This window comes from Microbacterium sp. NPDC055988, assembly GCF_042269505.1.
GTDB lineage: Bacteria > Actinomycetota > Actinomycetes > Actinomycetales > Microbacteriaceae > Microbacterium.
The window spans coordinates 550,321-575,969 of the sequence record NZ_JBHJXY010000001.1 but is presented as its reverse complement, the minus strand read 5'-3'; the positions used below and the strand labels follow the sequence as shown (position 1 = coordinate 575,969).

Here is a 25,649-nt window from a genome sequence, read left to right as displayed (position 1 = left end):
GGGCGCATGGCAGACCGCCGCCGCGGCCTCCCGGGCTGCACGGGCAGGATCGCTTAACCTGGAACCATGCCCCGTCGTTCCGCTGCCGTCTATCGTCGTCGGCGACTGGTCGTGGTGATCGGGCTCATTCTGCTCGTCGCTGCCATCGGCGTCGGAATCTGGCTCCTGATCGCGAAGCCCTGGGCCGCTGCGGATGCCTCTCCGAAGCCGACATCCTCGTCGTCGGAGACGCCCACGACGACTCCGACCGATTCCGAGTCGCCGTCGCCGAGCCCTTCCGCCGAGCAGACGCCGGCGATCGTGGCGTGCGAGGCGAACGACGTCGAGGTCGCAGCCGTCACCGACGCGGAGACCTATGCGGCGGGTGTCCTGCCGAAGCTCTCCATCTCGCTGACCAACAAGGGGACGGAGGACTGCACGCTCGACGTGGGCTCGACGACCCAGGTCTTCACGATCTCCAGCGGTGCCGACGTCTGGTGGCGGTCCACGGACTGTCAGGAGAACCCGAGCAGCATGATCGCCACGCTCACCGCCGGCACGACGGTCACCAGCAAGGATCCGGTCACCTGGGACCGCACCCGCTCCAGCGTCGAGACCTGTGACCAGGAGAACCGCCAGCGCGCTCCCGGCGGGGGAGCCTCGTACCACGTCGAGGTGTCGATCGGCGGGTTCACGAGCGTGACGACCACGCAGATCCTCCTCTACTGACCTGCACGGAATCCGTCGTTCGCAGTTCGAAGCGATCGGCCCGCGGCGCCTTCGAAATGCGTCGCACTGAGCGGTTTCCCGTGCGGAAAGACGCGACCTGGTGAACGTTGGCCGTCTGAGGCAGACAGGTGCGGATCTTTGGGATACCATTGAGGTGACTCTCCGCATCATGCGGCATCATGCCATCCCCAGTGGCGTCGAACTACAGCGTCCCCAGCGCTTCGACACCGCCGCTCCGAGAGTCCGAGGGCCCTCTCGAGTACCCCAGTCCCCAATGGAGGACTCGAGAGGGCCCCAATCGTCTCCGCCGCTGATTCCGCGCGCGGCGCCTCGGCGCCTGCCTAAGCTGGATGCATGGCAGCGAAGAAGGCGAAACCCGGGAAGAAGAAGCCCGCCCCCGAAGACTTCCGGTCGGAGGCTTTGGCTCTGGCCCTCGAGAAGCAGGACGTCGCAGCGGTCGCCCTCGCCCTCCGCAACGGCACCACGGTCGTGCCGCTGATCAAGCCGGGAGCCCGTGACAATCCGCTCGACAGTGGCGAGGTGTGGACCTACCGCGACGCGAACACCGGCGACCTCGCGCTGCTGCTGTTCAGCGACGCGAAGAACAAGCCGGCCAACCTCCCGCCCGGCGTGGGCATCTACTCGGCCGACTGGCTGCGACGATTCCTGGCGGCGCACCCGATCACGACCGTGTTCCTCGACATCGCGGGCCCGCACCCGATGCAGGCGGACCCGGCCGAGCTGCTCAAGGCGCTCGACGCCTGACGCACTCCGACACGGGTACTGATCGAAGGATCGATCAGAACGGCGGGATGTCGCGATCGGAACGGCGCGATGTGTTGCGTGCGCGCACATCTCCGAGCGCGGCGCGCAGGGTCTTCGACCGGTCGTCGACGACCTGGTCGTAGCCGAGTCGGGCGGCCTCTGATCGACGCTGCGCCGCCTGGGTGACCGGACGGATCTCGCCCGCGAGGCTGAGCTCGCCCACGGCGGCGACGGTGCGCGGCACCGAGATCTGCTGAATCGAGCCGGCCACCGCGATGGCGATCGCGAGGTCGGCGGCCGGTTCGGTGAAGCGCACGCCGCCCACCGTCGACACGTAGACGTCGAGGGTGCTCGTCTTGATGTTCGCGCGCCGCTCGAGAATGGCCAGCACCATGGCCACGCGGGAGGAGTCGACCCCGTGCACGATGCGGCGGGGGTTGGGGGCGTTGCTCGGAACGGTGAGTGCCTGCACCTCGACCGGCAGCGCGCGACGCCCCTCGAGCGAGATCGCCACGCAGGTGCCCGGTTCGGTGGCTCCCTGCGAGAGGAAGAGGCCCGAGGGGTCGGGGACCTCAGCGATCCCATCGCCCGTCATCTCGAAGCAGCCGACCTCGTCGGTCGGGCCGAAGCGGTTCTTGAGCGCGCGGATGAAGCGCAGCGACGTCTGCCGGTCTCCCTCGAAGTGGCACACCACGTCGACCAGGTGCTCGAGCACGCGGGGGCCGGCGACCTGGCCGTCTTTCGTCACGTGACCCACGATGATGATCGGTAGATCGCGATCCTTCGCGATGCGGATCAGGGTCGCCGCGACCTCGCGCACCTGACTCGGCTGCCCGGCGGCGCCGTCGATCAGCGACGACGAGACGGTCTGCACCGAGTCGACGATGACGAGCTGCGGCTTCACCTCGTCGATGTGGCCGAGGATCGTCGCCAGGTCGGTCTCGCTCGCCAGGTACAGCTCGTCGTGCAGGGCGCCGGTGCGTTCGGCGCGAAGCCGCACCTGACCCGGAGACTCCTCGGCGCTCGCGTAGAGGACGCGGCGCCCGCCACGGGCCGCCTGCGCCGCGACCTCGAGCAGCAGGGTCGATTTGCCGACGCCCGGCTCGCCGCTGAGCAGGATGGCGGCTCCGGGAACGATCCCGCCACCGAGCACCCGGTCGAACTCGCCGACACCGCTCGAGCGCCGCGGAGCATCCTGCGTCGTGATCTGGGTGATCGGTCGCGCAGCGCGATCCGCTGTCGGAGCGACGGGCCCCACGCGTCGGAGGATGCCGGTCTGCGCCGCCTGTTCCTGCACGGTGCCCCACTGCTGGCATTCGCCGCAGCGGCCGACCCACTTCGCAGTGGTCCACCCGCATTCCGTGCACACATAGGCGGGGGGAGCGGGTTTACGGGTGGCCATGCCCCCAGGCTATCGCCGGGATCGGACATCCCTATCGACCAGGTGTTTATTCACGGCCGGGTAGAGGTGAAACCAGCCGGTATCACGGGATACTGGGATCATGGCCAACGGCGGGTCCGTCTGCGGGCCGATATCGAGCTACTCCCGGGTGCAGATCCTGCATCTGCTCTTCGAAGCGGGAAGCACGACGGGGCGCGCGGAACTCACGATCGCGGAACTGTGCGCAGCCACGGATCTGCATCCCAACACCGTCCGTGAGCACCTGCAGCGCCTGATCGAAGGCGGCCACGTGATCCCGACCATCGAGCACCGCACGACGCGAGGGCGACCGCGCACCCTCTACCGGGCAGCCACAGGCGCGCCGGGGGCGTCCAGCCCGGTGGCGCGCGACAAGGCCAAGGCGGCCGCACGCCGCGGAGACCTGATGCGCAGCATGATCCCCGACGCGGGGTCCGACCTCGGCCGTGAGGCCACCTATCAGCTCGACGCGTTGGTGGAGCACCTGGAGGAGAGCGGCTTCGAACCCGTGGTCGACGACGGCAGCCTCACCGTCGACCTCAGCCCGTGCCCGCACGCGGCCAGTCGTTCCGAGGACCGCCCGATGCTGTGCCGCGTACACCTCGAACTCATGCAGAGCGTGCTGAACGAGGCCGGCGGACCACTCGAAGCCGAGTGCGTCCACGACGCCGTCCTCGCATCGGACTGCACCGTCCAGCTGCGCGACGCCACGGCGCGGCCGGCAGAGGGAACGACGCTACGGCGTCACGGCGCGGGGCAACGGCCTCACAGAACAGGAGTAGCGCATGGAATGGCTTGATCCGCTCGCTCTCGCCCGATGGCAATTCGGGCTGACGACCGTCTATCACTACCTGTTCGTGCCGCTGACGATCGGCATGGCCCTGGTGGCCGCGATCTTCCAGACCGCCTGGGTGCGCACCGGCAAGGTGCAGTACCTGCACCTGACCCGCTTCTTCGGCAAGATCTTCCTGATCAACTTCGCCATGGGTGTCGTCACCGGCATCGTGCAGGAGTTCCAGTTCGGGATGAACTGGTCCGACTACTCCCGCTTCGTCGGCGACGTGTTCGGCGCCCCGCTCGCGTTCGAGGGCCTGCTGGCCTTCTTCTTCGAGGCGACCTTCATCGGACTGTGGATCTTCGGTTGGGACAAGCTCCCGCAGAAGCTGCACCTCGCCACGATCTGGTGCGTCTCGATCGGCAGCATCCTGTCGGCGTATTTCATCATCGCGGCCAACGCGTTCATGCAGAACCCGGTCGGCTACACGTTCAACGAGGCGACCAACCGCGCCGAGCTGACCGGCTTCTGGGCGCTGCTGACCAACCCGGTCGCGCTCGCCGCGTTCCCGCACACGATCTTCGGCGCGTTCATGTTCGCGGCCGGTGTCGTCATCTCGGTCTCGGCCTGGCACCTCTCGCGCGGTCAGCACTTCGACACCATGCGCATCTCGCTCAAGTTCGGCCTGTGGGCGATGATCGTCTCCACCGCCGGGGTCGTGCTCACGGGTGACCAGCTGGGACTCGCGATGTATGCCGCGCAGCCGATGAAGATGGCGGCAGCGGAGGCGACGTTCAACACGGTCTGCGGCCCGGACGCCTCCTTCAGCCTCTTCACCCTCGGCACACCCGACGGCAGCTCCGAGCTGTTCTCGATCCGGGTGCCGTACCTGCTGTCGCTGCTGTCGACGCACACGCTCGACGCGTGCGTGCACGGCATCAACGACCTGAACGCCGAGTATGCCCAGACGTACGCCGCCACGGGTCTCGAGGACTTCGCCCCGATCCTGTGGATCACGTACTGGGCGTTCCGCTGGATGATCGGCCTGGGCATCGCCGCCGCGCTCGTCGCGGTCGTCGGCCTGTGGCTCACCCGCAAGGGTGCCAAGAAGCCTCCGGCGCAGTGGATGTGGAAGCTCGCGATCTGGTCCTTCCCGCTCGCGCTGGCCGCCAACATCATGGGCTGGGTCTTCACCGAGATGGGCAGACAGCCCTGGATCGTGTTCGGGTTGATGACCACCCAGGACGGTGTCTCGCCCGGCGTCAGCGGCCTCGAGGTGCTGATCTCACTGATCTCGTTCACGGCGATCTACGCGGCGCTGGCCGTCGTCGAGATCCGCCTCATCATCCGGGCCGCGCAGAAGGGACCGGACACCGACGAGCAACCGCACGAGGAGACGGCCCAGCTGCCGTCGGTCGTCTACTGAGAGGGAGGAGCATCATGGATCTCGCAACACTCTGGTTCTTCATCGTCGCCTTCTTCTTCGTGGGCTACTTCGTGCTCGACGGGTTCGACTTCGGCGTCGGCATGTCACTGCCGTTCCTCGGCAAGGACGACGTCTCGCGCCGACAGGTCATCAACACGATCGGTCCGGTCTGGGATCTCAACGAGACCTGGGTCATCGTCGCCGGCGCCGTGCTGTTCGCGTCGTTCCCCGAGTGGTACGCCACGCTGTTCAGCGGCTTCTACCTGCCGCTGCTGCTGATCCTGCTCGCGCTGATCCTGCGGGGCGTCTCGTTCGAATACCGTCACCAGCGCGACAGTGCGAAGTGGAAGGCCGGCTTCGACCGGATGATCGTGATCGGCTCGGTCGTCCCGGCTCTGCTGTGGGGTGTCGCGTTCGGCAACATCGTGCAGGGCGTGGCGATCGACGAGAACCACATCTACGTCGGCGGCTTCTTCGCGCTGCTCAACCCGTACGCGCTGCTGGTCGGCGTCACCACGCTGCTGCTGTTCTTCCTTCACGGCGTGCTGTTCGTCGCACTCAAGACCGACGGTCAGGTGCACGAGGATGCGCGGCGCCTCGCGAAGAGGGCAGCCATCCCGACGATCCTCGTCGCGGCGGCCACCGTGATCTGGACCGTCGCGATCGCGATGGGGCGCGAGGCTCCGCTGCTCTGGCTCGTCATCGGTGCGGGCGCGCTCGCCGCGGTCAGCCTCATCGCGGCCGTCGGGTTCTCGCTCGTCCGGCGTGACGGCTGGGCGTTCTTCTCCGGGATGCTCACGGTGCTGTTCGCCGTGGTCATGCTGTTCTGCGCGCTCTTCCCGTTCGTGATGCCGTCGACGATCGACCCGGCCTACAGCCTCACGATCGCCAACGCCTCCAGCACTCCGTACACGCTGCAGATCATGAGCTGGACCGCCCTGATCGCGATGCCGCTCGTGCTCGCCTACCAGGCGTGGACGTACTGGGTGTTCCGCAAGCGCGTCACTCGCAAGTCCATCGAGGGGGCTCCGGCGCACGCGTGAAACCCGTCGACCCGAGACTGCTGCGCTACGCGGGTGCCGCGAGGGGGTTCCTCGCGGCATCCGCGCTGATCGGCGTCGTCCAGACCGCGGTCGTGATCGTCTTCGCGTGGCTGTTGACGGATGCCGTCACCGGGGCGATCGCGGGACGCGACGTCACGGCATCCCTGCTCTGGCTGCTGCTCACGGCACTGCTGCGCGGACTGCTGATCGCCGCATCGGATGCCGCGGGCACGCGTGCGGCGGCGAAGACCGGGATGCAGTTGCGCACTGCCCTGATCTCCGCGGTCGGCCGGTTGGGACCAGGCTGGCTCGCGCAGCGGAACCAGACCGCGCTCGCCGTGACCGCCGGGCACGGACTGGAAGCCCTCGACGCGTACTTCGCGCGCTACATCCCGCAGCTCGTGCTGACCGTGATCGCGACGCCGGTGCTCGTCGCGGTGATGTGGTGGCAGGACTGGCCGAGCGGGCTCACCGCGATCATCACCCTGCCGCTCATCCCGCTGTTCCTCATCCTGATCGGGATGGCGACCCGGACCGTGCAGACGCGGCAGTGGCAGACGCTGCAGCGTCTCGCCGCGCGCTTCGCCGACACGGTGCAGGGACTGTCGACCCTGCGGCTGTTCGGCCGGGACCGGCGTGCGGCCGACCGCATCGAGGTCACCGCCGACGAGTACCGCCGCGAGACCATGAAGGTGCTGCGGTTCTCCTTCCTGTCCGGCTTCGCGATGGAACTGCTGGCTTCGCTCGCGGTCGCGCTGATCGCGGTGTCGGTCGGGTTCCGGCTGCTGTCAGGCGATCTGACGCTCGAGGTGGGGCTGTTCGTGCTGCTGCTCGCGCCCGAGGCGTTCCTGCCGATCCGACAGGTGGGGGTGCAGTTCCACGCGGCCGCCGAGGGGGTCGCGGCGACCGAGGATGTGTTCGAGGTGCTCGACGCGGCGCGGGCTCGGGTACAGATGCAGGACGTTTCCACGGATGCAGGAGGACTCGCCGGCGATGCGCCCGGCATCCGTGAATCGATCCTGCAAGTGGGACCGGCGGGTGCGGGGGGTGCAGGCGCCCTCGTGGTCGACGGGCTGCGCGTGCGGGAGCTGCCGCCCGTGTCGTTCGCGGCCGAGCCGGGAACGATCACCCTGATCGAGGGACCGAGCGGGGCGGGGAAGTCGTCGCTGCTCGCGGCGCTTCGTGGCGCGGCCGACTTCGGCGGCGCGGCCGCTTTCGACGGGCACGACATCCGCGGGCTCTCCCCGGCGGCGTGGCTCGCCTGGGCCGGACAGACTCCGGGGCTGATGCGGGGGACCGTGGCGGAGAACATTGCCCTCGGCGATCCGGTCCCGGATGCCGACCGCATCCGCGAGACCCTCGACGTCGCGTGCGCCGAGGGCATCGACCCCGCCCTCGAGCTCGGCGTACAGGGCAGCGGCCTGTCGGGAGGTCAGGCGCAGCGGGTCGCGGTCGCCCGGGCTCTGTATCGCCAGGCCTCCGACCCGCGCCGGGTGCTCGCGCTCGACGAGCCTTCGAGTGCTCTCGACCCCGAGACCGAGGCCCGGCTCTGGCGGTCGCTGCGCGCGCGAGCGGATGCCGGGGCGACGATCCTCCTGGTCTCGCACCGTCGCACAGCGCGGGAGATCGCCGACCACGTGGTGGCGCTGGGGGTGAACGCATGACCGCGCGCCGCCCTGAACCAGACGCCCTGCACTCGCGCAGCGACCGGATCCGTGATGTCCTGAAGCTCGCGCAGCCGCCGATCGCACGCTTCCTTCCCGGACTGGTCTGGGGCGTGCTGTCGGCCGCCGCCGCGGTGAGCCTGCTGGCGGTGAGTGGCTGGCTGATCGTGAGCGCCTCCATCGTCGACTCGCTCGTGCCGCTGTCGATCGCGGTCGTCGGCGTGCGCTTCTTCGCGGTGTCGCGCGCGGTCACCCGCTACCTGGAGCGTCTCAGCGGACACGATGCGGCGCTGCGACAGCTCGCCTCGACACGAGCCGACATGGTGCGGCGACTGACCCCGCTCTCTCCGGCCGGTCTCGGCACGATGGATCGCGGACAGATGCTCACCGCGCTCGTCGACGACGTCGAGAACCTGCAGAACCTGCCCCTGCGCGTGGCGCAGCCACTCGGGGTCGCCGCGCTCGTGGCGGTCGGGGCGGTCGGTTTCATCGCGTTCGTCTCTCCGCCGGCGGCCCTCACGCTGGCGGTGTGCCTGTTGATCGCGGCGGCCGCGGCGATCGGACTCGGCTGGGTGTTCGGCTCGCGTGCCGAAGCCCTCGTGTCCGTGCGACGGGCCGAGCTCTCGGGTGCGCTCGTCGACTACTTCGGCAGCCTGGATGTGCTCTTGGCCTACGGTGCCGAGGCGCGGGCACGCGAGCGGATCGCGGCGGCCGACGCGGGCCTGCGACGCGTCGTCGACCGTGCTTCGCTCGCTCAGGCCATCGCGGCGGGCGTCGTGTCCGCGATCGCCGGGGCGGCATCCGTGTGGGCACTCGCCGCCGCTGCACCCGGGCTCGCCGACGGCTCGATCGACGGACCGTGGCTGGCCGTGGCGGTTCTCGTGCCGATGGTGGTGTTCGAGATCTTCGGCGCGGTTCCGGTGGCTGCGGCATCCTGGCGGAGCGTCCGTTCGAGCGCGGAACGCATCGTCGACGCGCTGCCGGAGCGGATGCCGGACGAGCTCCGACCCGATGCCGGCGACGATATCGAGCTCGACGGCACGCCGACGATCCGGATGCGCGGGGTCCGTGCGAACTGGCCCGGTGGTGCTCCCGCGCTGACGGGTGTCGACCTCGATCTGGAGCCGGGCGAGAGGGTGCTGGTGGCGGGACCGAGCGGGGCGGGGAAGAGCTCGCTCGCGGCTGCCCTCGTCGGCTTCCTCCGCGTGGAGGGCGACTACCTGCTCGATGGGCGGGATGCGGCGGGGCTGTCCGGGCCGGCGCTGCGACGCGTGATCGGCCTGTGCGAGCAGAGTCCCCAGCTGTTCGATGAGGACATCCGCCAGAACCTGCTCTTCGCCCGCGACACGGCGACCGACGACGAGCTGTACGCCGTGCTCGACCGGGTCGGCCTCGGGGAGTGGGTCCGGGAGCGCGGTGGCCTCGATGCGAGGGTCGGCGACCGGGGCGCGCTCGTGTCGGGTGGCCAGGCGCAGCGCATCGCCCTCGCCCGCGCCCTGCTGCGCGGGTTCCCCGTGCTGGTGCTCGATGAGCCGACGGCGGGCGTGGACCCCGACGCGTCGGACGCCCTGCTGCGCGACCTGCTCGAGGCTGCGGGGGAGCAGCCGGTGCTGCTCATCTCGCACGTGACGCCGCCCGCAGGAACGGTCGACCGCGTGGTGCGGCTCGACGGAGGGCGCACGCGCTGAGGCGCGTTCGAGCAGGCGCTCGGCGCCGGACTCAGCCGCCGATGGCGTTCATGCCGCGCGCCGGCTGGAGGAAGGCCGGGTCGTTGATCGCGTGACCGGGGAGCTTGGCCCAGACGCAGCGCCGCAGCACGTCGTCGACCGCCGCGTCGGAGCCCGCGCCGCCCGTGGCTCGAAGCACAGGAAGGAGGTCGAACTCATCGGTGGAGAACAGGCAGTTCCGCAGCTGCCCGTCGGCCGTCAGTCGCAGACGATCGCATGCGCCGCAGAAGGGAGCCGTGACAGAGGCGATCACGCCGACCGTCGCCACCCCGCCATCGAGACGCCAACGCTCGGCAGGTGCCCCGCCGCGGCCGGGGATCTCGGTCAGCGTCCAGCGCTCGGCGAGCGTGTCGAGGATCTCCTCACGGGTGACCATCCGATCCCGATCCCAGGTGTGACCGGCGTCCAGCGGCATCTGCTCGATGAAGCGCAGTTCGGCTCCGTGCGCGATCGCGAAATCGACGAGGTCGCACAGCTCGTCTTCGTTGACCCCGCGCATCGCGACCGTGTTCAGCTTGAGCGGGCGCAATCCGGATGACGAGGCCGCCGCGATCCCACGCAGCACGTCGTCGAGGCGGTCACGTCGCGTCAAGGCGGCGAACCTGTCGGGGCGCAGTGTGTCGATCGAGATGTTCAGGCGGCTCAGGCCCGCGGAGATCAGGTCGTCGATCACCTCGTCGAGGCGGATTCCGTTCGTCGTCATCGCGACCTGCACGGGGCCGTCGTCGGTGTCGATCTCCCGCAGTCGGCGCACGATGTCGACGATGTCGCGACGCAGCAGCGGTTCGCCGCCCGTGAGGCGGAACGTGGTGATGCCCGCCGCCGCGGCGATGCGGGCGACCCGGACGATCTCGTCGACCGACAGGATCGACTCGCGAGCGAGCCACTCGTTGCCCTGCTCCGGCATGCAATAGGTGCAGCGCAACGAGCAGCGGTCGGTGAGCGAGATGCGGAGATCCCGGTGACTGCGGCCATGCGTGTCCAGGAGTGCACGGGTGGAGGCCGTGGAGGTCTCGGCCGGCGCCAGCGGCATCCGGCGTCCGATCTGCACGGGAACGGTGGTCACGATCGTCCCAGATTACGCTTTCCGCCCACGTCTCGGAGCATTCCCGCGACCACCAGGGCGAAGGCGCCGACGAACACGAGAAGCCAGAGGCCCAGTGAGTAGGAGTTGGTGTCGGCGTTGTACGTGGCTCCCATGACCAGGGGCGGGAAGTATCCGCCGAGGCCTCCCGCTGCCGCGACGATGCCGCTGACGGATCCGACCTTCTCCGGTGGCGTCGATGGACCGATCCAGGCGAAGACCGCGCCCATGCCGAGCCCCATCGCAGCGGCCATCAGGATGAAGGTGACCCCGGTGACGATACCTTCGGGCGGCTGCTGGCCCACGATGTACGCGAGGGACACGATCCCCCCGAGCGAGATCAGTGCGATCACCTTGGGGCCGAAGCGATCGGCCAGCACGCCGCCGATGGGACGCGCGATGACCGCCGCCGCGGCGAAGAGAGCGGTTCGCGTCCCCGCTCCGACGACGTCGACGTCGTCGGGATAGATCGTGGTGAGGTACTTGGGCAGGAAGGTCGAGAACGCGACGAATCCACCGAACACGATGCCGTAGAGGAACGCCATCTCCCACGTCACCGCGAGCTTCAGCGCGCCGACGACCTTGGGCACGAACCGCTCGGTGTTGGGACGCCAGACGGGCGAGTCGCGGAGGAAGAACCACGACAGCACGGCCAGTACGGCCAGCGCCCCCGCGATCACCAGGTGCGTCGGGAGGTACCCGATCGACTCCACCAGGCGGGGGGTGAAGAACGCCGAGACGGCCGTTCCGATCATCCCCATACCGAACACGCCGTTCGCGAACCCGCGTCGAGCGGGCGGGAACCACGCGCTCGAGAAGGGGATGCCGACCGCGAAGATCGTTCCGGCGACACCGAGATAGAACCCGGCGATCAGAAGCAGAGGGAAGCTGCGGATCTCTCCTGCCACCGCGACGAGGAGCACGGCCGGAACCGAGATCAGCAGCACGGCGGTGAACATCTTCCGTCCGCCGAAGCGGTCGGTCATCGCGCCGACGACGATGCGTCCGAGCGCGCCCACCAGCACGGGCGTGGCGAGCATCAGGGAGATCTGCCCCTCATCGAGGCCCATCTCGGTGGCGTACGCCTTCTGCAGCGGTGCGATCGCCATCCAGGCCCAGAAGCCGACCGTGGAGGCGAGGGTCGCGAGGATCACCTGCGCGAAGCCGCCTTTGAGCTCGGACCGGGCGGGGGAAGATGCGGCAGAACTCATGGGTGGTTCCTCCTCTGAGCGACGAGAGTAGCCCCGCGAGCACCCCGCCCACCACCCTGTTCTCCCGTGCTAATTGCTTCGCGGATTAACACGGCGCACCCTTGTGCGGGTGCATGTCCGGGTGTTGGATGCTGAGTCAAAGGCCGCCTGAAGGAGACACGATGACCCCTGGCATCCGAACCGAGAGTCCGCACTCCACCGACGGTGCTCTCGCCGACGGGCTGGTGAGCCTCGGCAGGTTCATGCGGCCGGGCGAGGTCTCCTCCGATCTCCGCTCGCTGTTTCTGGAGGGCGGCCGCTCGGGCGACGCGTTCTACCGCGATCGCTGGTCGCACGACAAGGTGGTGCGGTCCACGCACGGCGTGAACTGCACGGGCTCCTGCTCCTGGAAGGTGTACGTCAAGGACGGCATCATCACGTGGGAGGCGCAGCAGACCGACTACCCCTCCATCGGCCCCGACTCTCCGGAGTACGAACCGCGCGGATGCCCCCGCGGCGCTGCCTTCAGCTGGTACACGTACTCGCCGACCCGGGTGCGCTATCCGTACGTCCGAGAAACCCTCGCCCAGCTCTACCGCGAAGCGCGAGCCGTGCACGCCGACCCCGTCGACGCCTGGGCCTCGATCGTCGAGGATCCGGAGAAGTCCACCGCCTACAAACGTGTCCGCGGCAAGGGCGGTCTGATCCGTGCGACCTGGGACGAGGTGCTCGAGATCGCGGCCGCGGCCCACGTGCACACGGTGAAGAAGTACGGGCCTGACCGGGTGGCGGGCTTCTCGCCGATCCCGGCCATGTCGATGGTCTCCCATGGCGCGGGCTCCCGCTTCCTCAACCTGCTCGGCGGAACGATGCTGTCGTTCTACGACTGGTACGCCGACCTGCCCGTGGCGAGCCCCCAGGTGTTCGGCGATCAGACCGACGTGCCCGAGTCCGCCGACTGGTGGAACGCGGGCTACCTCATCATGTGGGGGTCGAACGTCCCCGTCACGCGCACGCCGGACGCGCACTTCATGGCCGAGGCGCGCTACCGCGGTCAGAAGGTCGTCACGGTCTCGCCGGACTACACCGACAACACCAAGTTCGCCGACGAATGGGTCGCGCCCCACCCGGGTACGGACGCCGCGCTCGCTCTGGCGATGGGCCATGTCATCCTCCGTGAGCATTTCGTCGAGAAGCGGACACCGCGGTTCGAGGACTACATGCGGCGCTACACCGATGCGCCCTTCCTCGTGGCTCTGGAAGAGAGGGACGGCGGGCTGGTGCCCGGCAAGTTCGTCACCGCCTCGGATCTCGACGGGGATGCGGCAGCGCAGGCGCGCGCGGACTTCAAGCCGGTGCTGCTCGACGCCGTCGGGAACCCTGTGGTTCCGAACGGCTCCCTCGGCCACCGGTTCACGGCAGAGGACGAGGGGCGTTGGAATCTCGACCTCGGCGACGTCGTTCCGCCGCTCTCGATCAGCGACCTGCCGGGTGATCATGACGCCGTCGAGGTGCGGCTGCCGCGCTTCGACCTCGACCCGGAGCCGGGTCAGGAGCATGCCGGGGGGTCGGGCGTCGTCGTGCGCGGCGTTCCGGTGCGCACGGTCGCCGGGCGGAAGGTCACGACCGTTTTCGACCTCATGCTCGCGCAGTACGGCGTCGGTCGCGAAGGGCTGCCGGGTGCGTGGCCGACGGGCTACGACGACGCGAGCAGTCCGGGGACGCCCGCGTGGCAGGAGGAGCACACGGCGGTGCCGGCCCCGCAGGCGCTTCGCATCGCACGCGAGTTCGCCGACAACGCCGAGCGGTCGGGCGGTCGGTCGATGATCCTCATGGGCGCCGGCACGAATCACTGGTTCCACTCCGACACGATCTACCGCACCTTCTTGGCGCTGACGACCATGACCGGATGCCAGGGGGTGAACGGCGGCGGCTGGGCGCACTACGTCGGGCAGGAGAAGGTGCGTCCGATCACGGGATACCAGCAGTACGCGGCCGCCGCAGACTGGGGCCGCCCTCCGCGTCACACCATCGGCACCGCATTCTGGTACCTGGCGACCGATCAGTGGCGTTACGACGGACTCCCGGCCGACCAGCTCTCGTCTCCGTTGGGTCTCGGCCGCTTCGCCGACCGCACCACGGCCGACTGTCTCGTCGAGTCGGTGCAGCGCGGATGGATGCCCAGCTACCCGACGTTCGACCGCAACCCGCTCGATCTGTGCGACGAGGCCGATGCTCTCGGAAAGGAGCCGGCGCAGCACGTCGTCGACAGCCTCGACGACGGTTCCCTGAAGTTCGCCGTGGAGGATCCGGACGCACCGGAGAACTTCCCTCGCGTCGTCCTGGTGTGGCGCGCGAACATCCTCGGCTCCTCGGGCAAGGGCAACGAGTACTTCCTCAAGCATCTGCTCGGCACCGACGCGGCGATCCGCGCCGACGAAACCGCGCCCGGCTCTCGTCCGACGACCATGACCTGGCGGGACGAGGCTCCGGAGGGCAAGCTCGATCTGCTGATGACGGCAGATTTCCGCATGACGAGCACCACGCTCTTCAGCGACATCGTGCTGCCGGCGGCGACCTGGTACGAGAAGCACGACCTCTCGTCGACCGACATGCACCCGTTCATCCATGCGTTCAACCCGGCGATCGCGCCGCCTTGGCAGACCAAGACCGACTTCGACACGTTCGGGATGCTGGCGGAGAAGTTCAGCGAGATGGCCCGCACCCACCTGGGTGTGCGGCGGGACCTCGTGGCGGCGCCTCTGCAGCACGACACCCCCGACGCGATGGCGACGCCTCACGGCAAGGTGGAGGACTTGCCGCGCGTGCCGGGCGTGACGATGCCGAAGCTCGTCGTCGTCGAGCGCGACTACCCGAATCTGTTCGCTCGGTGGAAGGCGCTCGGACCGCTCACGCAGAAGCTGGGCATGACCACCAAGGGCATCACGTATCGGGCCGAGCCCGAGATCGAGAAGCTCAAGAGGAGCAACGGCGTCGTCGAGGCTGGTCCCTATGCCGGATCGGTGCGCCTGGACAGCGACCGTCGTGCGTGCGAGATGATCCTCGCGTTCTCGGGCACGAGCAACGGCCGCCTCGCGGTGCAGGGCTTCCAGGCGCTCGGAAAGCACACCGGCCAGGAGATGGCGTTCCTCGCCGAGGAGCACGAAGGGACGCACCTGACCTTCTCCGACGTCTCGGTGCAGCCGCGCAGCGTGATCACGTCTCCGGAATGGTCGGGATCGGAACACGGAGGGCGCCGCTACACGGCTTTCGCGATAAACGTCGAGCACCTCAAGCCCTGGCACACCCTGACCGGTCGCCAGCACTTCTACCTCGACCACGACTGGATGGACGAGCTCGGCGAGACGCTGCCCATCTATCGCCCGCCGCTCGACATGCACCGGCTGTTCGGCGACGTCGTCCCCGGAACCAACGGGGCCGCAGAGGTGCATGTGCGCTATCTGACGCCGCACTCCAAGTGGTCGATCCACTCGGAGTATCAGGACAACCTCTTCATGCTGTCGCTGTCGCGCGGCGGACCCACGATCTGGATGAGTCCGCAGGACGCCGAGAAGATCGGTGTCCGCGACAACGACTGGATCGAGTCCTACAACCGCAACGGCGTGGTGGTCGCGCGGGCGAACGTGTCGCACCGCATGCCCGAGGGGACCGTGTACATGTACCACGCGAAGGATCGAACGGTGGATGTGCCCATCTCGGAGATCAGTGGCCAGCGCGGTGGCATCCACAACTCCCTCACCCGCATCCTGCTCAAGCCCAGCCATCTGATCGGCGGCTACGCGCAGCTGTCGTGGGCGTTCAACTATCTCGGCCCGACCGGGAACCAGCGCGACGAGGTCACCACGATCCGCCGCCGCGACCAGGAGGTGCGGTACCGATGAAGGTCATGGCGCAGATGTCGATGGTGATGAACCTCGACAAGTGCATCGGGTGTCACACCTGCTCGGTCACGTGCAAGCAGGCATGGACGAACCGCACCGGCATGGAGTACGTCTGGTTCAACAACGTCGAGACACGACCGGGCGTCGGGTACCCGCGCGGCTATCAGGATCAGGAGAAGTGGGGCGGTGGCTGGGTGCGCGACAAGCGCGGTCGGCTGCGCCTGCGCAGCGGTGGACGGTTGGCGAAGCTCATGCGCATCTTCTCCAACCCGAAGCTGCCGGGCATCGACGACTATTACGAGCCCTGGACGTACGACTACGACATGCTCGTCAACGCTCCGAGCGGTGAGCACACTCCGGTGGCTGCACCGAAGAGTCTGATCACCGGCAAGGACATGAAGATCTCGTGGTCGGCCAACTGGGACGACGACCTGGGCGGTTCCATCGAGACGATGCAGGAGGACCCGATCCTGCAGAAGATGAGCGAGCAGGTCGAGGCCGAATTCCAGAAGGCCTTCATGTTTTACCTGCCCCGCATCTGCGAGCACTGCCTCAATCCCTCGTGCGTGGCCTCGTGTCCGTCGGGTGCGATGTACAAGCGGGAAGAGGACGGCATCGTCCTCGTGGATCAGGATGCATGTCGCGGGTGGCGCATGTGCGTGTCGGGCTGCCCGTACAAGAAGGTCTACTTCAATCACAAGACCGGCAAGGCCGAGAAGTGCACGATGTGCTACCCGCGGATCGAGGTCGGGCTGCCCACCGTGTGCTCGGAGACCTGCGTCGGCCGACTGCGGTACCTCGGGCTGGTGCTCTACGACGTCGATCGGGTCGCCGAAGCTGCGGCGGTGGAGGACGAGCACGAGCTCCTCGAGGCGCAGCGTTCGGTGATCCTCGACCCGAACGACCCGGCAGTGATCGAGGCCGCACGTCGTGACGGGATCCCCGAGGACTGGATCGAGGCCGCCCAGCGAAGCCCGATCCATCGGTTGATCCAGAAGTACAAGGTTGCGCTTCCCCTGCACCCCGAGTATCGGACGATGCCGATGGTCTGGTACATCCCGCCGCTGTCGCCGGTCGTCGACGTGATCACCGGGTCGGGCAACGACGGCGAAGATGCGCGCACGCTCTTCGCCGCGATCGACAAGCTCCGGATCCCGATCGGATACCTCGCCGAGATGTTCACCGCGGGCGATCCGAAACCGGTGGACGCATCGCTGCGCAAGCTCGCGGCGATGCGGTCCTACATGCGCGGGGTCAGCATCGATGACGAGCGCGACGAGCGCATCGCGGCGGCCGTCGGCATGACCGGTACCGAGATCGAGGAGATGTACCGGCTGCTCGCGATCGCGAAGTACGAGGAGCGATACGTGATCCCGGCAGCGCACGCGGAGAGAGCGCACGAGCTGGAGGAGATGGCCTGTTCGCTCGACTATGAAGACGGGCCGGGCATGGGCGGTGCCGGCCCCTTCGGCGCGAACAGCGGTTATCCGACGCCGGTCGCCGTGGAGAACTTCCACGTGTTGGCCGACCGGCAGACCGCCGACAGGCCGTCGACCCCGAATCGCCTGAACCTGCTGAACTGGGACGGCAACGGCCGGCCGGGCGGCATGTTCCCACCGGAGGCGAAGTCGTGAGCAGCGTGCTCCCCATCCGGGACCGGACGGAACGGGTCACGCCGTTGCGCCCGCTTCCCGACACGCTGGCTCCTGCGGCGCTCACCGCGGGGCAGCGTCGGACGGTGCACATGCTCGCGTCGCTGCTGCTGGAGTATCCGGACGCCGCGTGGTTCGATCGGATCCCGGTCCTGCGCGCGCACATCGCAGCGCTGCCCCGCGCCGTGGCCGACCCGATGACGCGGTTCCTCGACGGGGCGGAGCGTGATGGTGCATCGGGGCTGCAGCGCGAATACGTGACGACGTTCGACCTGAAGCGGAAGTGCTCGTTGTACCTGAGCTACTACGCGACCGGTGACACTCGGCGTCGCGGCACCGCACTCGTCACGTTCCTCGAGGCGTACCGTGCCGCGGGCTGGGAATTCGACGCGGCCGACCTGCCCGACTTCCTGCCGGCGGTGCTGGAGTTCTCGGCGCTGTCGGGGTCTCCCATCGCCGACGCTCTCCTGGCCGCGCACCGAGAAGGCGTCGAAGTGCTGCGGGCGGCTCTGGAGAGCATGGGCAGTCGCTGGGCCGATCCCGTGCGCGCCGTGACGCTGTCGTTGCCGAAGGTCGACCAGGCGACGAGAGAGCGAGTGCTCGCACTGGTGAATGAAGGGCCGCCCGCGGAGACGGTCGGGCTGAGCCTCCCGATGCCCGCATTCCGAGCGAGGGAATCGATATGAGTCTGCAGATCATCCTGTGGGTCGCGCTGCCGTACGTGTGCGCGGCGATCTTCGTCGTCGGTCACATCTGGCGGTATCGCTACGACAAGTTCGGCTGGACGACCCGCTCCTCGCAGACGTACGAGAACAGGCTGCTGCGCTGGGGATCGCCGATGTTCCACCTCGGCATCCTCATGGTGATCGCCGGGCACGTGGTCGGACTCCTCATCCCGCGGGAGTGGCTCTACGCGATCGGCATCAACGAGGAGATGTATCACATCGGGGCGACCGTGCTCGGGACGGCGGCGGCGCTACTGACCCTGGCGGGGCTCGCCATCCTCATCTACCGACGCCGCACGGTCGCGGCCGTGTTCCTGGCGACCACCGTCATGGACAAGGTGATGTACGTGTTCCTGGGGGCGACGCTCCTGTTCGGCACCGCGGCCACCGTGGTGCACCAGGTGTTCGGCGGTGGTTTCCATTATCGCGAGACGGTCTCGCCGTGGTTGCGCCAGCTGATCATCCTCCAGCCGCGACCCGACCTGATGCTCGATGTGCCGCTGCTGTTCCAGCTGCATGTGCTCACGGCCACACTTCTGTTCGCGCTGTGGCCGTTCACCCGCCTCGTGCACGTGTTCTCGGCGCCGGTCGGGTACCTGTTCCGCCCGTACATCGTCTACCGCTCCCGCGACGACCAGAACGGATCCAGGGCGCCGAAGCGAGGGTGGGATCCCATCTCTACTCCGGACCCGGAGCGTCTGCGGCGTCCCTGATACGCCGCCTCCGCGCGCAGGCATCCGCGGGGGATGACCTCGTCAGCGCGCCGAGTCGGCGACGGCGGCGGCGAAGGGGGTCGCCGGGGAGGCCAGCACCTCGGCGACGGCGGCATCCTGAACGATGCGCCCGGCCTGCACGATCACCAGCCGCTCCGCGAGAGCCTGAGCATCGAGGATGCCGTGCGAGACGAGGATCGTCGTGGTGGTTCCGCGCTGTTCGCGCACGACCTCGCGCAGCTGAGCCGCGGCCTCGACATCGAGCGAGGTGAACGGCTCGTCGAGCAGCAGCAGCCGAGGCGACGCGGCGAGGGCCCGCGCGAGGGCGATGCGCTGGCGCTGTCCGCCGGAGAGCTCGTCGGGCCGCCGTGGACCGTATCCCGCGAGACCGATGCGGTCCAGCCACTCGGTCGCGCGTCGGGTGGACTCTTCGCGGGTGCCGCCGCCGGCCCGAGCAGCGAAGGCGATGTTCTCGGCCGCAGTCATGTGCGGGAACAGCAGGGCGTCCTGCCCGAGCAGACCGATCGCACGGCGCGACGGCGGCGTGTGCTGCCGCTCTCCGGAGAGGCGGACCCCGTCGAGGTCGACGTGCCCCGCATCGAGCCGCACGAGCCCGGCGATCGCTTCCAGGAGAGAGGTCTTGCCGGCACCGCTCGGGCCCATGATCGCGACGAGCTCGCCCGCGGCGACGCGGAGTTCGGCGTCGAACCCGGCGTGCTGCACGACGACGTGAGCGTCGAGGACACCGGCGTCGCGGGCATTGCGGAGCGAGCCGTCGACGCGGTCGCCCGTCATCGAAGTGCCCCCGGGCGCCACGCCCGCACGAGCAGCAACACGGCGACGGCGGTCCCCAGCAGCAGGATCGACAGGGCCACAGCCGTCTCGCGGCCGGCGCCCGCTCCGTTGAAGGCCGTGTAGATCGCGAGCGGCATGGTCTGCGTCACTCCGGGTGCGTTGCCGGCGAAGAGTGCCGTGGCCCCGAACTCGCCGATGGCGCGGGCGAAGCACAGGATGACCCCGACCACGATTCCGGGCGCGGCGAGGGGCAGCGTCACCCGCCACAGGACCGTGCTCGGCGAGGCGCCGAGTGTGGCGGCCGTGCGCTCGTACCTGCTTCCCGTGCTGCGGATGGTCCCCTCGACAGCGAGCACGAGGAATGGCAGAGCCACGAACGCCTGCGCCAGCACCACGGCCGCGGGAGTGAACGGGATGCCTGTGCCGAACCACGCGGCGATCACACCTCCGAGCGGACTGGAGCGGCCGAGGAGGAACAGCAGCGCGACGCCGCCGACCATCGGCGGCAGCACCAGCGGCACCGCGACGAGAGCCCGCAGCAGGGCAGAGGTCCGCGGCCCCGCGCGGGCGATCAGGAGCGCGAGCGGAAGGCCGAGAACGATGCACAGTGCGGTCGCCGCGAGGCCGGTGGTGAGCGAGAGGCGGAGGGCGTCCATCGCCACCGTCGAGGTGATGTCGGTCCAGAACGTCGACCACGACGCACGCGTGAGCAGGGAGACCAGCGGCAGCGCGAGCAGAAGGATGCCGAGCACGGCAGGCGCGACGAGGAGGAAGGGAGGTGCCGCTCCCGTGTCGACCTGCCGCATCCTCGTCATGCTCCGCCTCGCCGCGCGATCGTGGTCACGGCGCACCGAACCCGTGGTCGGCGAGGATCTGCCGGCCGACCGGCCCCCGCACGAAATCGACGAACGCCCGGCCGGCATCCGTCGCTCCGTCGAGTCCGACGATCGGGTAGCGGTTCACGACCTCGTCGCTGCCGTCAGGGACGAAGCTCTCGACGTCTTCTCCCACCACGTCCGTCGCATAGACCAGGCCGGCATCCGCTTCACCGGCGACGATCTTCTGCAGCACGGCGGAGACGTTCTGCTCGAGACTGGCCGCCGTGACCGAGACGCCGGCGCCGTCGAGCAGCCTCTGCGACGCCGCCCCGCAGGGCACTTCGGGCGCGCACAGCACCGTGGTCGCCTCCGTGAGGTCGGCCAGCGAGGTGATCCCGGCCGGGTTTCCGGCGGGCGTCGCGACCACGAGGGTGTTCGTCGCGAACGGCGCCGGGTCGTCGGCGAGTCCGGTGTCGAGGAGTGTCTGCATCGTTCGCTCGTCGGCGGTGGCGAGCACGTCGGCGTGGGCGCCCTCGGTGAGCTGCGTCACGAGCACACTCGACCCGTCATAGACGATCGGCGCGACATCGACCGCCGGGTGCTCCTCGCCGAATGCCGCCGCGATCTCGTCGAAGACCGGGCTGAGCGAGGCCGCGGCGAAGACGGTGACCTCACCGGTGAGCTCTCCATCGGCGGCGGAGGGCGAGGGGACCGCCGGGGGAGCGGCAGAGCATCCGCCCAGCAGCAGGGCGACGACCAACGCGGCCGACCCGGCGAGGAGCCTGCCGGTCACCGCGGTGTCTCCACGATCACGGTGGTCGCCTTGATCACCGCGACGGCCAGCGAGCCCGGCTGCAGATCGAGCTCGCGTACGGCCTCGGCGGAGAGCAGCGACACGAATCGATGGGGACCCGCCTGGATGTCGACCTGCGCCATGACGCCGTCGATCTGCACGCGGGTGACGAGTCCCGTGAAGCGGTTGCGGGCGCTGGAGAGCACGTCGCCAGGAGTGGGCGGAGCCACGGCGAGAGCGACGGCGTGCTGCGCGAGGGCATCGCCGGGGATGCGGGCGGGGCTGTCGGCGGTGACCGGCAGCGCGTCCTGGTCGATCCAGCGACGCACCGTGTCGTCGCTCACGCCGAGCAGTCGTGCGGCTTCGGCGATGCGATAGGTGCTCATGGCCCGAGCCTAGAGGGCAAGGTTCCGCAGATCCACGGTGTTCGTCGTGAATATTCCGCATCCGCGGATTTCTGTGCGGGGTCGTGCTCAGCGAGGGGGATATTTCTCCGGTGCTCGAACGGCCCCACGACATGCCGCCCGGGGTAGCCTGAGCGCATGCCGCTGCCTCCGCTCGTCGAGCCCGTCGCAGCCCTCAGTGCGGCCGAGTCGGAGCGGACCGCACGGCACCTCGTACTCGCCGACCTGGGGGAGCTCGGCCAGCGACGGCTGCGTGCGGCTCATGTCGCGGTCATCGGTGCGGGCGGACTCGGATCTCCTGTCGTGCTCGCGCTCGCCGCAGCGGGTGTCGGCACCCTCACTGTCATCGACGACGACGTGGTCGAGCTCTCGAACCTGCAGCGGCAGGTGCTGCACCGCCTGGCCGACGTCGACGCGCCCAAGGTCGACAGCGCGGTGCGCGTCGCGGCCGATCTCTCGCCCGAGACGACCGTGCGTCCCATGCGCGAACGCCTGACCGCGGCCAACGCCGAGGCGCTGCTCGCCGACGCCGACCTCGTCATCGACGGCTCCGACACGTTCGAGACACGCACGCTGGTGGCTGCGGCGTGCGAGCGTGTCGGGGTGCCGTTGGTGTGGGGTGTCGTGCAGGAGTTCGCCGCGCAGGTCACGGTGTTCTGGTCGTCTCCGCCCGCGGGGGTGGCACCGGTGGTGCTCAGTGACCTCTATCCGCCCGAGGGCGTCGGCGAGCTGCCGAACTGCGCCACGGTGGGAGTGCTCGGGGCGCTCTGCCTCCAGGTGGGGTCGGTGCTCGCGATGGAGGCCATCAAGCTCCTCGCCGGCATCGGTGAACCGCTGTTCGGCCGTGTGCTGCTGATCGACGCGCTGCGGGGGCGTATGAGCGAGGTTCCGCTGCGGGGGCGGGGGGAGACGAGCGGAGTGGCGACCACGACTCCCGTCGGCGCCGAGGTGTCCTTCGTCGCCGCGGATGCACTCGACGACGAGATCGCCGCCGGCGCGCTCGTGCTCGACGTGCGAGAGGCGGACGAGATCGCCGCCGGGGCGATCCCCGGCTCCCGGCACGCACCTCTCGCGGTCGTCCTGGGTCACCCCGAGGAATTCGCCGCCGAGGGCCGGGTCGTGGTCGTCTGCCAACGCGGACTGCGCGCGGTGCGTGCCGCGACGGCGCTGCGGAGCGCCGGGGCGGATGTCGTCGTGCTGACCGGCGGCATGGATGCCTGGAGCGCACGATGAGCGGCATGCGCACGGTCGAGGAACAGCTCGCCGTCGTGCTCGGCGCGGTGCGGTCTCGCCCGGCGGTCACTCGATCTCTGGACGAGGCGATCGGCTTCACGCTGTCGGAGCCGGCCCGCGCGCAGAACCCCGTCCCCGTGTTCGAGAACTCCGCGATGGACGGCTTCGCAGTGCGCTTCGCCGACGTCGCCACCGCGTCCGATGGGGATCCCGCCGTGCTGCGCGTCGTGGCGGACGTGCCGGCGGGCAGCGGGGAGGATCCGCCGCTCGCCCCCGGAACCGCCGCCCGCATCATGACCGGTGCTCCGGTGCCGTCCGCTGCCGACACGGTCGTGCCTTTCGAAGACACCGCCGGCGGCCTCGCCGATTCCCTGGGCGAGATCCGAGTCGTTCGCGCACCGCGGGCGGAGGGCGCGCATGTGCGTCGGGCGGGGGAGGATGCCGCGGTCGGCGCTGTCGTCCTCGAGACGGGAACCCTGCTCGGCGCGCGGCAGCTGGCCGCGCTGGCATCCGTCGGCATCGCTCGGGTCGCTCTCGCGCCGCGGCCGCGAGTGGCCGTCGTCTCGACCGGTGCCGAGCTCGTGTCTCCGGGGGAGCCCCTCGTGCGAGGGCGGATTCCGGAGTCGAACGGCCTGCTGCTCGCCGGACTCGTGGCCGAGGCCGGGGCCGAGGTCGTGTTCCGCGAGGTCGTCGGCGACGTTGGTGCAGGTCCCGCCGAGGCCGTGGCTCGTGCGACCGCACTCGGGCTCGATGCCGTGATCTTCTCCGGGGGCGTGAGCGCCGGCGCGTACGAGCCGGTGCGGCAGGCGTTGAGCGAGGCGATGGAGTTCGTGCAGGTCGCCATGCAGCCGGGCAAGCCCCAGGGGTTCGGAGTGACCGACGCCGGGATGCTGCTGTTCGGACTGCCCGGCAATCCGGTGAGCGTGGCGGTCTCGTTCGAGGTGCTGGTGCGCCCCGCGCTGCTGGGCATGCAGGGTCGTCGTGAGATCCATCGTCCCCGGCGACCCCTCGCCGCCGGCACCGGGTGGCGCACCCCTCCCGGTCGTCGCCAGTATCTGCCGGCGGTGATCGACGCCGACGGCCGGGTGCATCCCGCGACCCGCGGCGGATCCGGCTCTCACCTCGCGGTCGGCCTCGGGGCCGCCACCGCCTACGCCATCGTCCCCGCCGAGATCGAACAGGTCTCGGTCGGCGACCTCATCGACGTGATGGAGCTGTCATGACCTTCACCCACCTGGATCCTGCCGGCCGCGCCCGCATGGTCGACGTGACCGAGAAGCAGCCGACCGTGCGGGCGGCGATCGCCGCGGGCTTCGTTCGCTGCGCGCCGGAAACGGTCGCCCTGCTCCGCGACGGCACGGTGCCCAAGGGCGATGTGCTCGCCGTGGCTCGCATCGCCGGCATCCAGGCGGCCAAGCGCACCCCGGAGCTGCTGCCGCTCGCGCACGTCATCGGCGTGCATGGCGCGGTCGTCGATCTGGACATCGAAGACACGGGGATCCGCATCAGCGCGACCGTGCGCACGGCCGACCGCACCGGAGTCGAGATGGAGGCGCTCACGGCCGTCTCGGTCGCCGCGCTCGCCGTCGTCGACATGATCAAGGGCGTCGACCGCGCGGTGACGATCGAGAACGTCCGCATTGTCGCCAAGGAGGGCGGACGCAGCGGTTCCTGGCGGAGGCCGGGGGAGTGACCACCTCGTCGCATGCCGCAGTCGGCGCCGTGCTGCTCGTCGGCGGCGAGGGGCGTCGGATGGGCGGCATCGCGAAGCCGCTTCTCACGCTGGCGGGGCGATCGCTGTTGGGGCGAACAGTGGATGTGCTCGGCGATGCGGGGGTGGCGCCGATCGTGGCGGTCGGTCCGCTGCTCGACGACGCGGTCGACGTGGTCTGGACGAGGGAGGCGCCGCCGCTTGGCGGTCCGGTGGCGGGTATCGCCGCGGGAATCGCGCAGATGCCGGCGGAGAGGGTGCTGATCCTCGCCGGCGATCTCGCGCGACCGGATGCGGTCGTGCACGGATTGCTCTCCCACAACGCCCGTGATGCGGCGGCGACGGCATCTGTCGACGGACTCGTGTTCTCCGCGGACGGGCAGCCGCAGTGGCTGGCCGGTCTGTATCGCACGGCATCCGTCCGTCGCGCGCTCGACCGCATCGAGACCGACCGGGATTCCTCCGTCCGCGCACTCCTCGGCGGCCTCGCCATCGACTGGGTCGTCGACGAAGATGGGATCACCGCCGACATCGACTCGCCCGCCGACCTGGCTCGCGTACGAGAAGAACTCGAGGAGTCGCCATGACCGAGAACAGCCGCACCCTTCCTCCGGAGGCGCTCGACGCGTGGGCAGCCGAGCTGCGCGAACGCTTCGACCTGAGCGCGGAGGATGTGCCCATCGCGTTGATCCTCGACCTCGCCCGAGACGTCGCGAACGGGGTCGCGCGCCCCGCCGCGCCGTTCAGTGCCTTCGTCGCGGGCCTCGTCGCCGGTCGGGCAGGCGGCTCACCCGAAGACGTGCGTGCGGCGGTTGCCGTGATCGTCGAGCTCGCGAACGGTCATGCGGCCGAGGGACAGAGCTGATGGCGACGGTGCGGTACTTCGCGGCTGCCGAGGATGCGGCCGGCCGTGCGACGGAGCCCTCGGATGCCGCGACTCTCGGTGCGCTCCGGGTCGAACTCGTAGACGCGCATCCGGCACTGGGGGTGATCCTCGACCGCTGTGCGCTGCTCGTCGACGGTGCCAGGGTGGACGATGACTTCGCGCTGGCGGGGGCCGGGACCGTCGACGTGCTGCCTCCGTTCGCCGGAGGCTGAGGC

The 25,649-nt window shown here is 69.4% G+C and carries 24 protein-coding genes; 17 read left to right on the top strand and 7 right to left on the bottom strand.

Going from position 1 to position 25,649, the window contains the following annotated elements; translation table 11 throughout:
- Positions 1 to 66 precede the first annotated feature (66 nt).
- Complete coding sequence (locus ACFC14_RS02955) at positions 67 to 708, top strand: hypothetical protein (RefSeq protein WP_376101143.1); 642 nt, start codon at positions 67 to 69, stop codon at positions 706 to 708.
- Between the two features lie 354 nt (positions 709 to 1,062).
- A complete protein-coding gene (locus tag ACFC14_RS02950; RefSeq protein WP_376101142.1) occupies positions 1,063 to 1,473 on the top strand; it encodes a dehydrogenase in 411 nt (136 codons plus the stop codon).
- 34 nt (positions 1,474 to 1,507) lie between these two features.
- Here the strand turns inward: ACFC14_RS02950 and radA are convergent, their stop codons facing one another.
- The gene (gene radA, locus ACFC14_RS02945; protein ID WP_376101141.1) at positions 1,508 to 2,875 is read right to left on the bottom strand and encodes a DNA repair protein RadA; all 1,368 of its coding nucleotides are present in this window, start codon (positions 2,873 to 2,875) and stop codon (positions 1,508 to 1,510) included.
- Between the two features lie 100 nt (positions 2,876 to 2,975).
- On the opposite strand from radA, the gene ACFC14_RS02940 reads away from it, so the two are divergent.
- From ACFC14_RS02940 to cydC, 5 genes are read left to right on the top strand one after another with little or no spacing between them, the layout of a single operon-like run.
- Entirely contained in the window at positions 2,976 to 3,692 is a 717-nt protein-coding gene (locus ACFC14_RS02940; protein WP_376101140.1) for an ArsR family transcriptional regulator, read from the top strand.
- Positions 3,679 to 5,094 carry a cytochrome ubiquinol oxidase subunit I gene (locus tag ACFC14_RS02935; RefSeq protein WP_376101139.1) on the top strand — a complete coding sequence of 472 codons (1,416 nt, stop codon included), beginning with the start codon at positions 3,679 to 3,681 and terminating at the stop codon, positions 5,092 to 5,094. Before ACFC14_RS02940 ends, ACFC14_RS02935 begins: the two co-directional genes overlap by 14 nt.
- Before the next feature lie 14 nt (positions 5,095 to 5,108).
- Entirely contained in the window at positions 5,109 to 6,137 is a 1,029-nt protein-coding gene (gene cydB, locus ACFC14_RS02930; RefSeq protein WP_376101138.1) for a cytochrome d ubiquinol oxidase subunit II, read from the top strand.
- Positions 6,134 to 7,801: a thiol reductant ABC exporter subunit CydD gene (gene cydD, locus ACFC14_RS02925; RefSeq protein ID WP_376101137.1), complete on the top strand. Its 1,668-nt coding sequence runs from the start codon at positions 6,134 to 6,136 to the stop codon at positions 7,799 to 7,801. Before cydB ends, cydD begins: the two co-directional genes overlap by 4 nt.
- Positions 7,798 to 9,489 (top strand): thiol reductant ABC exporter subunit CydC, encoded by a 1,692-nt coding sequence (cydC, locus tag ACFC14_RS02920; protein WP_376101136.1) that lies wholly within the window; start codon positions 7,798 to 7,800, stop codon positions 9,487 to 9,489. Before cydD ends, cydC begins: the two co-directional genes overlap by 4 nt.
- Positions 9,490 to 9,520: 31 nt before the next feature.
- Here cydC and moaA read toward each other — a convergent pair whose 3' ends face one another.
- Both moaA and ACFC14_RS02910 read right to left on the bottom strand, forming a co-directional pair.
- Positions 9,521 to 10,561 (bottom strand): GTP 3',8-cyclase MoaA, encoded by a 1,041-nt coding sequence (gene moaA / locus ACFC14_RS02915; RefSeq protein ID WP_376107080.1) that lies wholly within the window; start codon positions 10,559 to 10,561, stop codon positions 9,521 to 9,523.
- A gap of 29 nt (positions 10,562 to 10,590) precedes the next feature.
- The gene (locus ACFC14_RS02910) at positions 10,591 to 11,823 is read right to left on the bottom strand and encodes an MFS transporter (RefSeq protein WP_136041599.1); all 1,233 of its coding nucleotides are present in this window, start codon (positions 11,821 to 11,823) and stop codon (positions 10,591 to 10,593) included.
- 161 nt (positions 11,824 to 11,984) lie between these two features.
- Between ACFC14_RS02910 and ACFC14_RS02905 the strand changes: the two genes are divergently transcribed.
- The 4 genes from ACFC14_RS02905 to narI are packed head-to-tail and all read left to right on the top strand — an operon-like array spanning position 11,985 to position 18,794.
- Positions 11,985 to 15,704 carry a nitrate reductase subunit alpha gene (locus ACFC14_RS02905; RefSeq protein ID WP_376101135.1) on the top strand — a complete coding sequence of 1,240 codons (3,720 nt, stop codon included), beginning with the start codon at positions 11,985 to 11,987 and terminating at the stop codon, positions 15,702 to 15,704.
- Positions 15,701 to 17,338 carry a nitrate reductase subunit beta gene (gene narH / locus ACFC14_RS02900; RefSeq protein ID WP_376101134.1) on the top strand — a complete coding sequence of 546 codons (1,638 nt, stop codon included), beginning with the start codon at positions 15,701 to 15,703 and terminating at the stop codon, positions 17,336 to 17,338. Before ACFC14_RS02905 ends, narH begins: the two co-directional genes overlap by 4 nt.
- Positions 17,335 to 18,042, top strand: a complete 708-nt coding sequence (gene narJ / locus ACFC14_RS02895) for a nitrate reductase molybdenum cofactor assembly chaperone (protein ID WP_240745034.1) — start codon at positions 17,335 to 17,337, stop codon at positions 18,040 to 18,042. Before narH ends, narJ begins: the two co-directional genes overlap by 4 nt.
- Positions 18,039 to 18,794, top strand: coding sequence for a respiratory nitrate reductase subunit gamma (gene narI / locus ACFC14_RS02890; RefSeq protein ID WP_136041602.1), 756 nt, complete (start codon positions 18,039 to 18,041; stop codon positions 18,792 to 18,794). The genes narJ and narI overlap by 4 nt, the downstream gene beginning before the upstream one ends.
- Positions 18,795 to 18,836: 42 nt before the next feature.
- Here narI and ACFC14_RS02885 read toward each other — a convergent pair whose 3' ends face one another.
- Genes ACFC14_RS02885 through ACFC14_RS02870 form a run of 4 tightly spaced genes read right to left on the bottom strand, consistent with a single transcriptional unit; the run spans position 18,837 to position 21,586 of the window.
- Positions 18,837 to 19,589 (bottom strand): sulfate/molybdate ABC transporter ATP-binding protein, encoded by a 753-nt coding sequence (locus ACFC14_RS02885; protein WP_376101133.1) that lies wholly within the window; start codon positions 19,587 to 19,589, stop codon positions 18,837 to 18,839.
- Positions 19,586 to 20,404, bottom strand: coding sequence for an ABC transporter permease (locus ACFC14_RS02880; protein ID WP_376101132.1), 819 nt, complete (start codon positions 20,402 to 20,404; stop codon positions 19,586 to 19,588). The genes ACFC14_RS02885 and ACFC14_RS02880 overlap by 4 nt, the downstream gene beginning before the upstream one ends.
- Before the next feature lie 25 nt (positions 20,405 to 20,429).
- Positions 20,430 to 21,200 (bottom strand): molybdate ABC transporter substrate-binding protein, encoded by a 771-nt coding sequence (modA, locus tag ACFC14_RS02875; RefSeq protein ID WP_376101131.1) that lies wholly within the window; start codon positions 21,198 to 21,200, stop codon positions 20,430 to 20,432.
- Positions 21,197 to 21,586 (bottom strand): molybdopterin-binding protein, encoded by a 390-nt coding sequence (locus tag ACFC14_RS02870; protein ID WP_376101130.1) that lies wholly within the window; start codon positions 21,584 to 21,586, stop codon positions 21,197 to 21,199. The genes modA and ACFC14_RS02870 overlap by 4 nt, the downstream gene beginning before the upstream one ends.
- Before the next feature lie 156 nt (positions 21,587 to 21,742).
- Between ACFC14_RS02870 and ACFC14_RS02865 the strand changes: the two genes are divergently transcribed.
- The 6 genes from ACFC14_RS02865 to ACFC14_RS02840 are packed head-to-tail and all read left to right on the top strand — an operon-like array spanning position 21,743 to position 25,646.
- Positions 21,743 to 22,837 (top strand): ThiF family adenylyltransferase, encoded by a 1,095-nt coding sequence (locus ACFC14_RS02865; protein WP_376101129.1) that lies wholly within the window; start codon positions 21,743 to 21,745, stop codon positions 22,835 to 22,837.
- Positions 22,834 to 24,060 carry a gephyrin-like molybdotransferase Glp gene (gene glp, locus ACFC14_RS02860; RefSeq protein WP_376101128.1) on the top strand — a complete coding sequence of 409 codons (1,227 nt, stop codon included), beginning with the start codon at positions 22,834 to 22,836 and terminating at the stop codon, positions 24,058 to 24,060. Before ACFC14_RS02865 ends, glp begins: the two co-directional genes overlap by 4 nt.
- Positions 24,057 to 24,530 carry a cyclic pyranopterin monophosphate synthase MoaC gene (gene moaC / locus ACFC14_RS02855; RefSeq protein WP_376101127.1) on the top strand — a complete coding sequence of 158 codons (474 nt, stop codon included), beginning with the start codon at positions 24,057 to 24,059 and terminating at the stop codon, positions 24,528 to 24,530. The genes glp and moaC overlap by 4 nt, the downstream gene beginning before the upstream one ends.
- The gene (locus tag ACFC14_RS02850; RefSeq protein WP_376101126.1) at positions 24,527 to 25,135 is read left to right on the top strand and encodes a molybdenum cofactor guanylyltransferase; all 609 of its coding nucleotides are present in this window, start codon (positions 24,527 to 24,529) and stop codon (positions 25,133 to 25,135) included. Before moaC ends, ACFC14_RS02850 begins: the two co-directional genes overlap by 4 nt.
- Positions 25,132 to 25,413 carry a DUF6457 domain-containing protein gene (locus ACFC14_RS02845; protein WP_376101125.1) on the top strand — a complete coding sequence of 94 codons (282 nt, stop codon included), beginning with the start codon at positions 25,132 to 25,134 and terminating at the stop codon, positions 25,411 to 25,413. Before ACFC14_RS02850 ends, ACFC14_RS02845 begins: the two co-directional genes overlap by 4 nt.
- Positions 25,413 to 25,646: a MoaD/ThiS family protein gene (locus tag ACFC14_RS02840; protein ID WP_376101124.1), complete on the top strand. Its 234-nt coding sequence runs from the start codon at positions 25,413 to 25,415 to the stop codon at positions 25,644 to 25,646. The genes ACFC14_RS02845 and ACFC14_RS02840 overlap by 1 nt, the downstream gene beginning before the upstream one ends.
- Positions 25,647 to 25,649 lie beyond the last annotated feature (3 nt).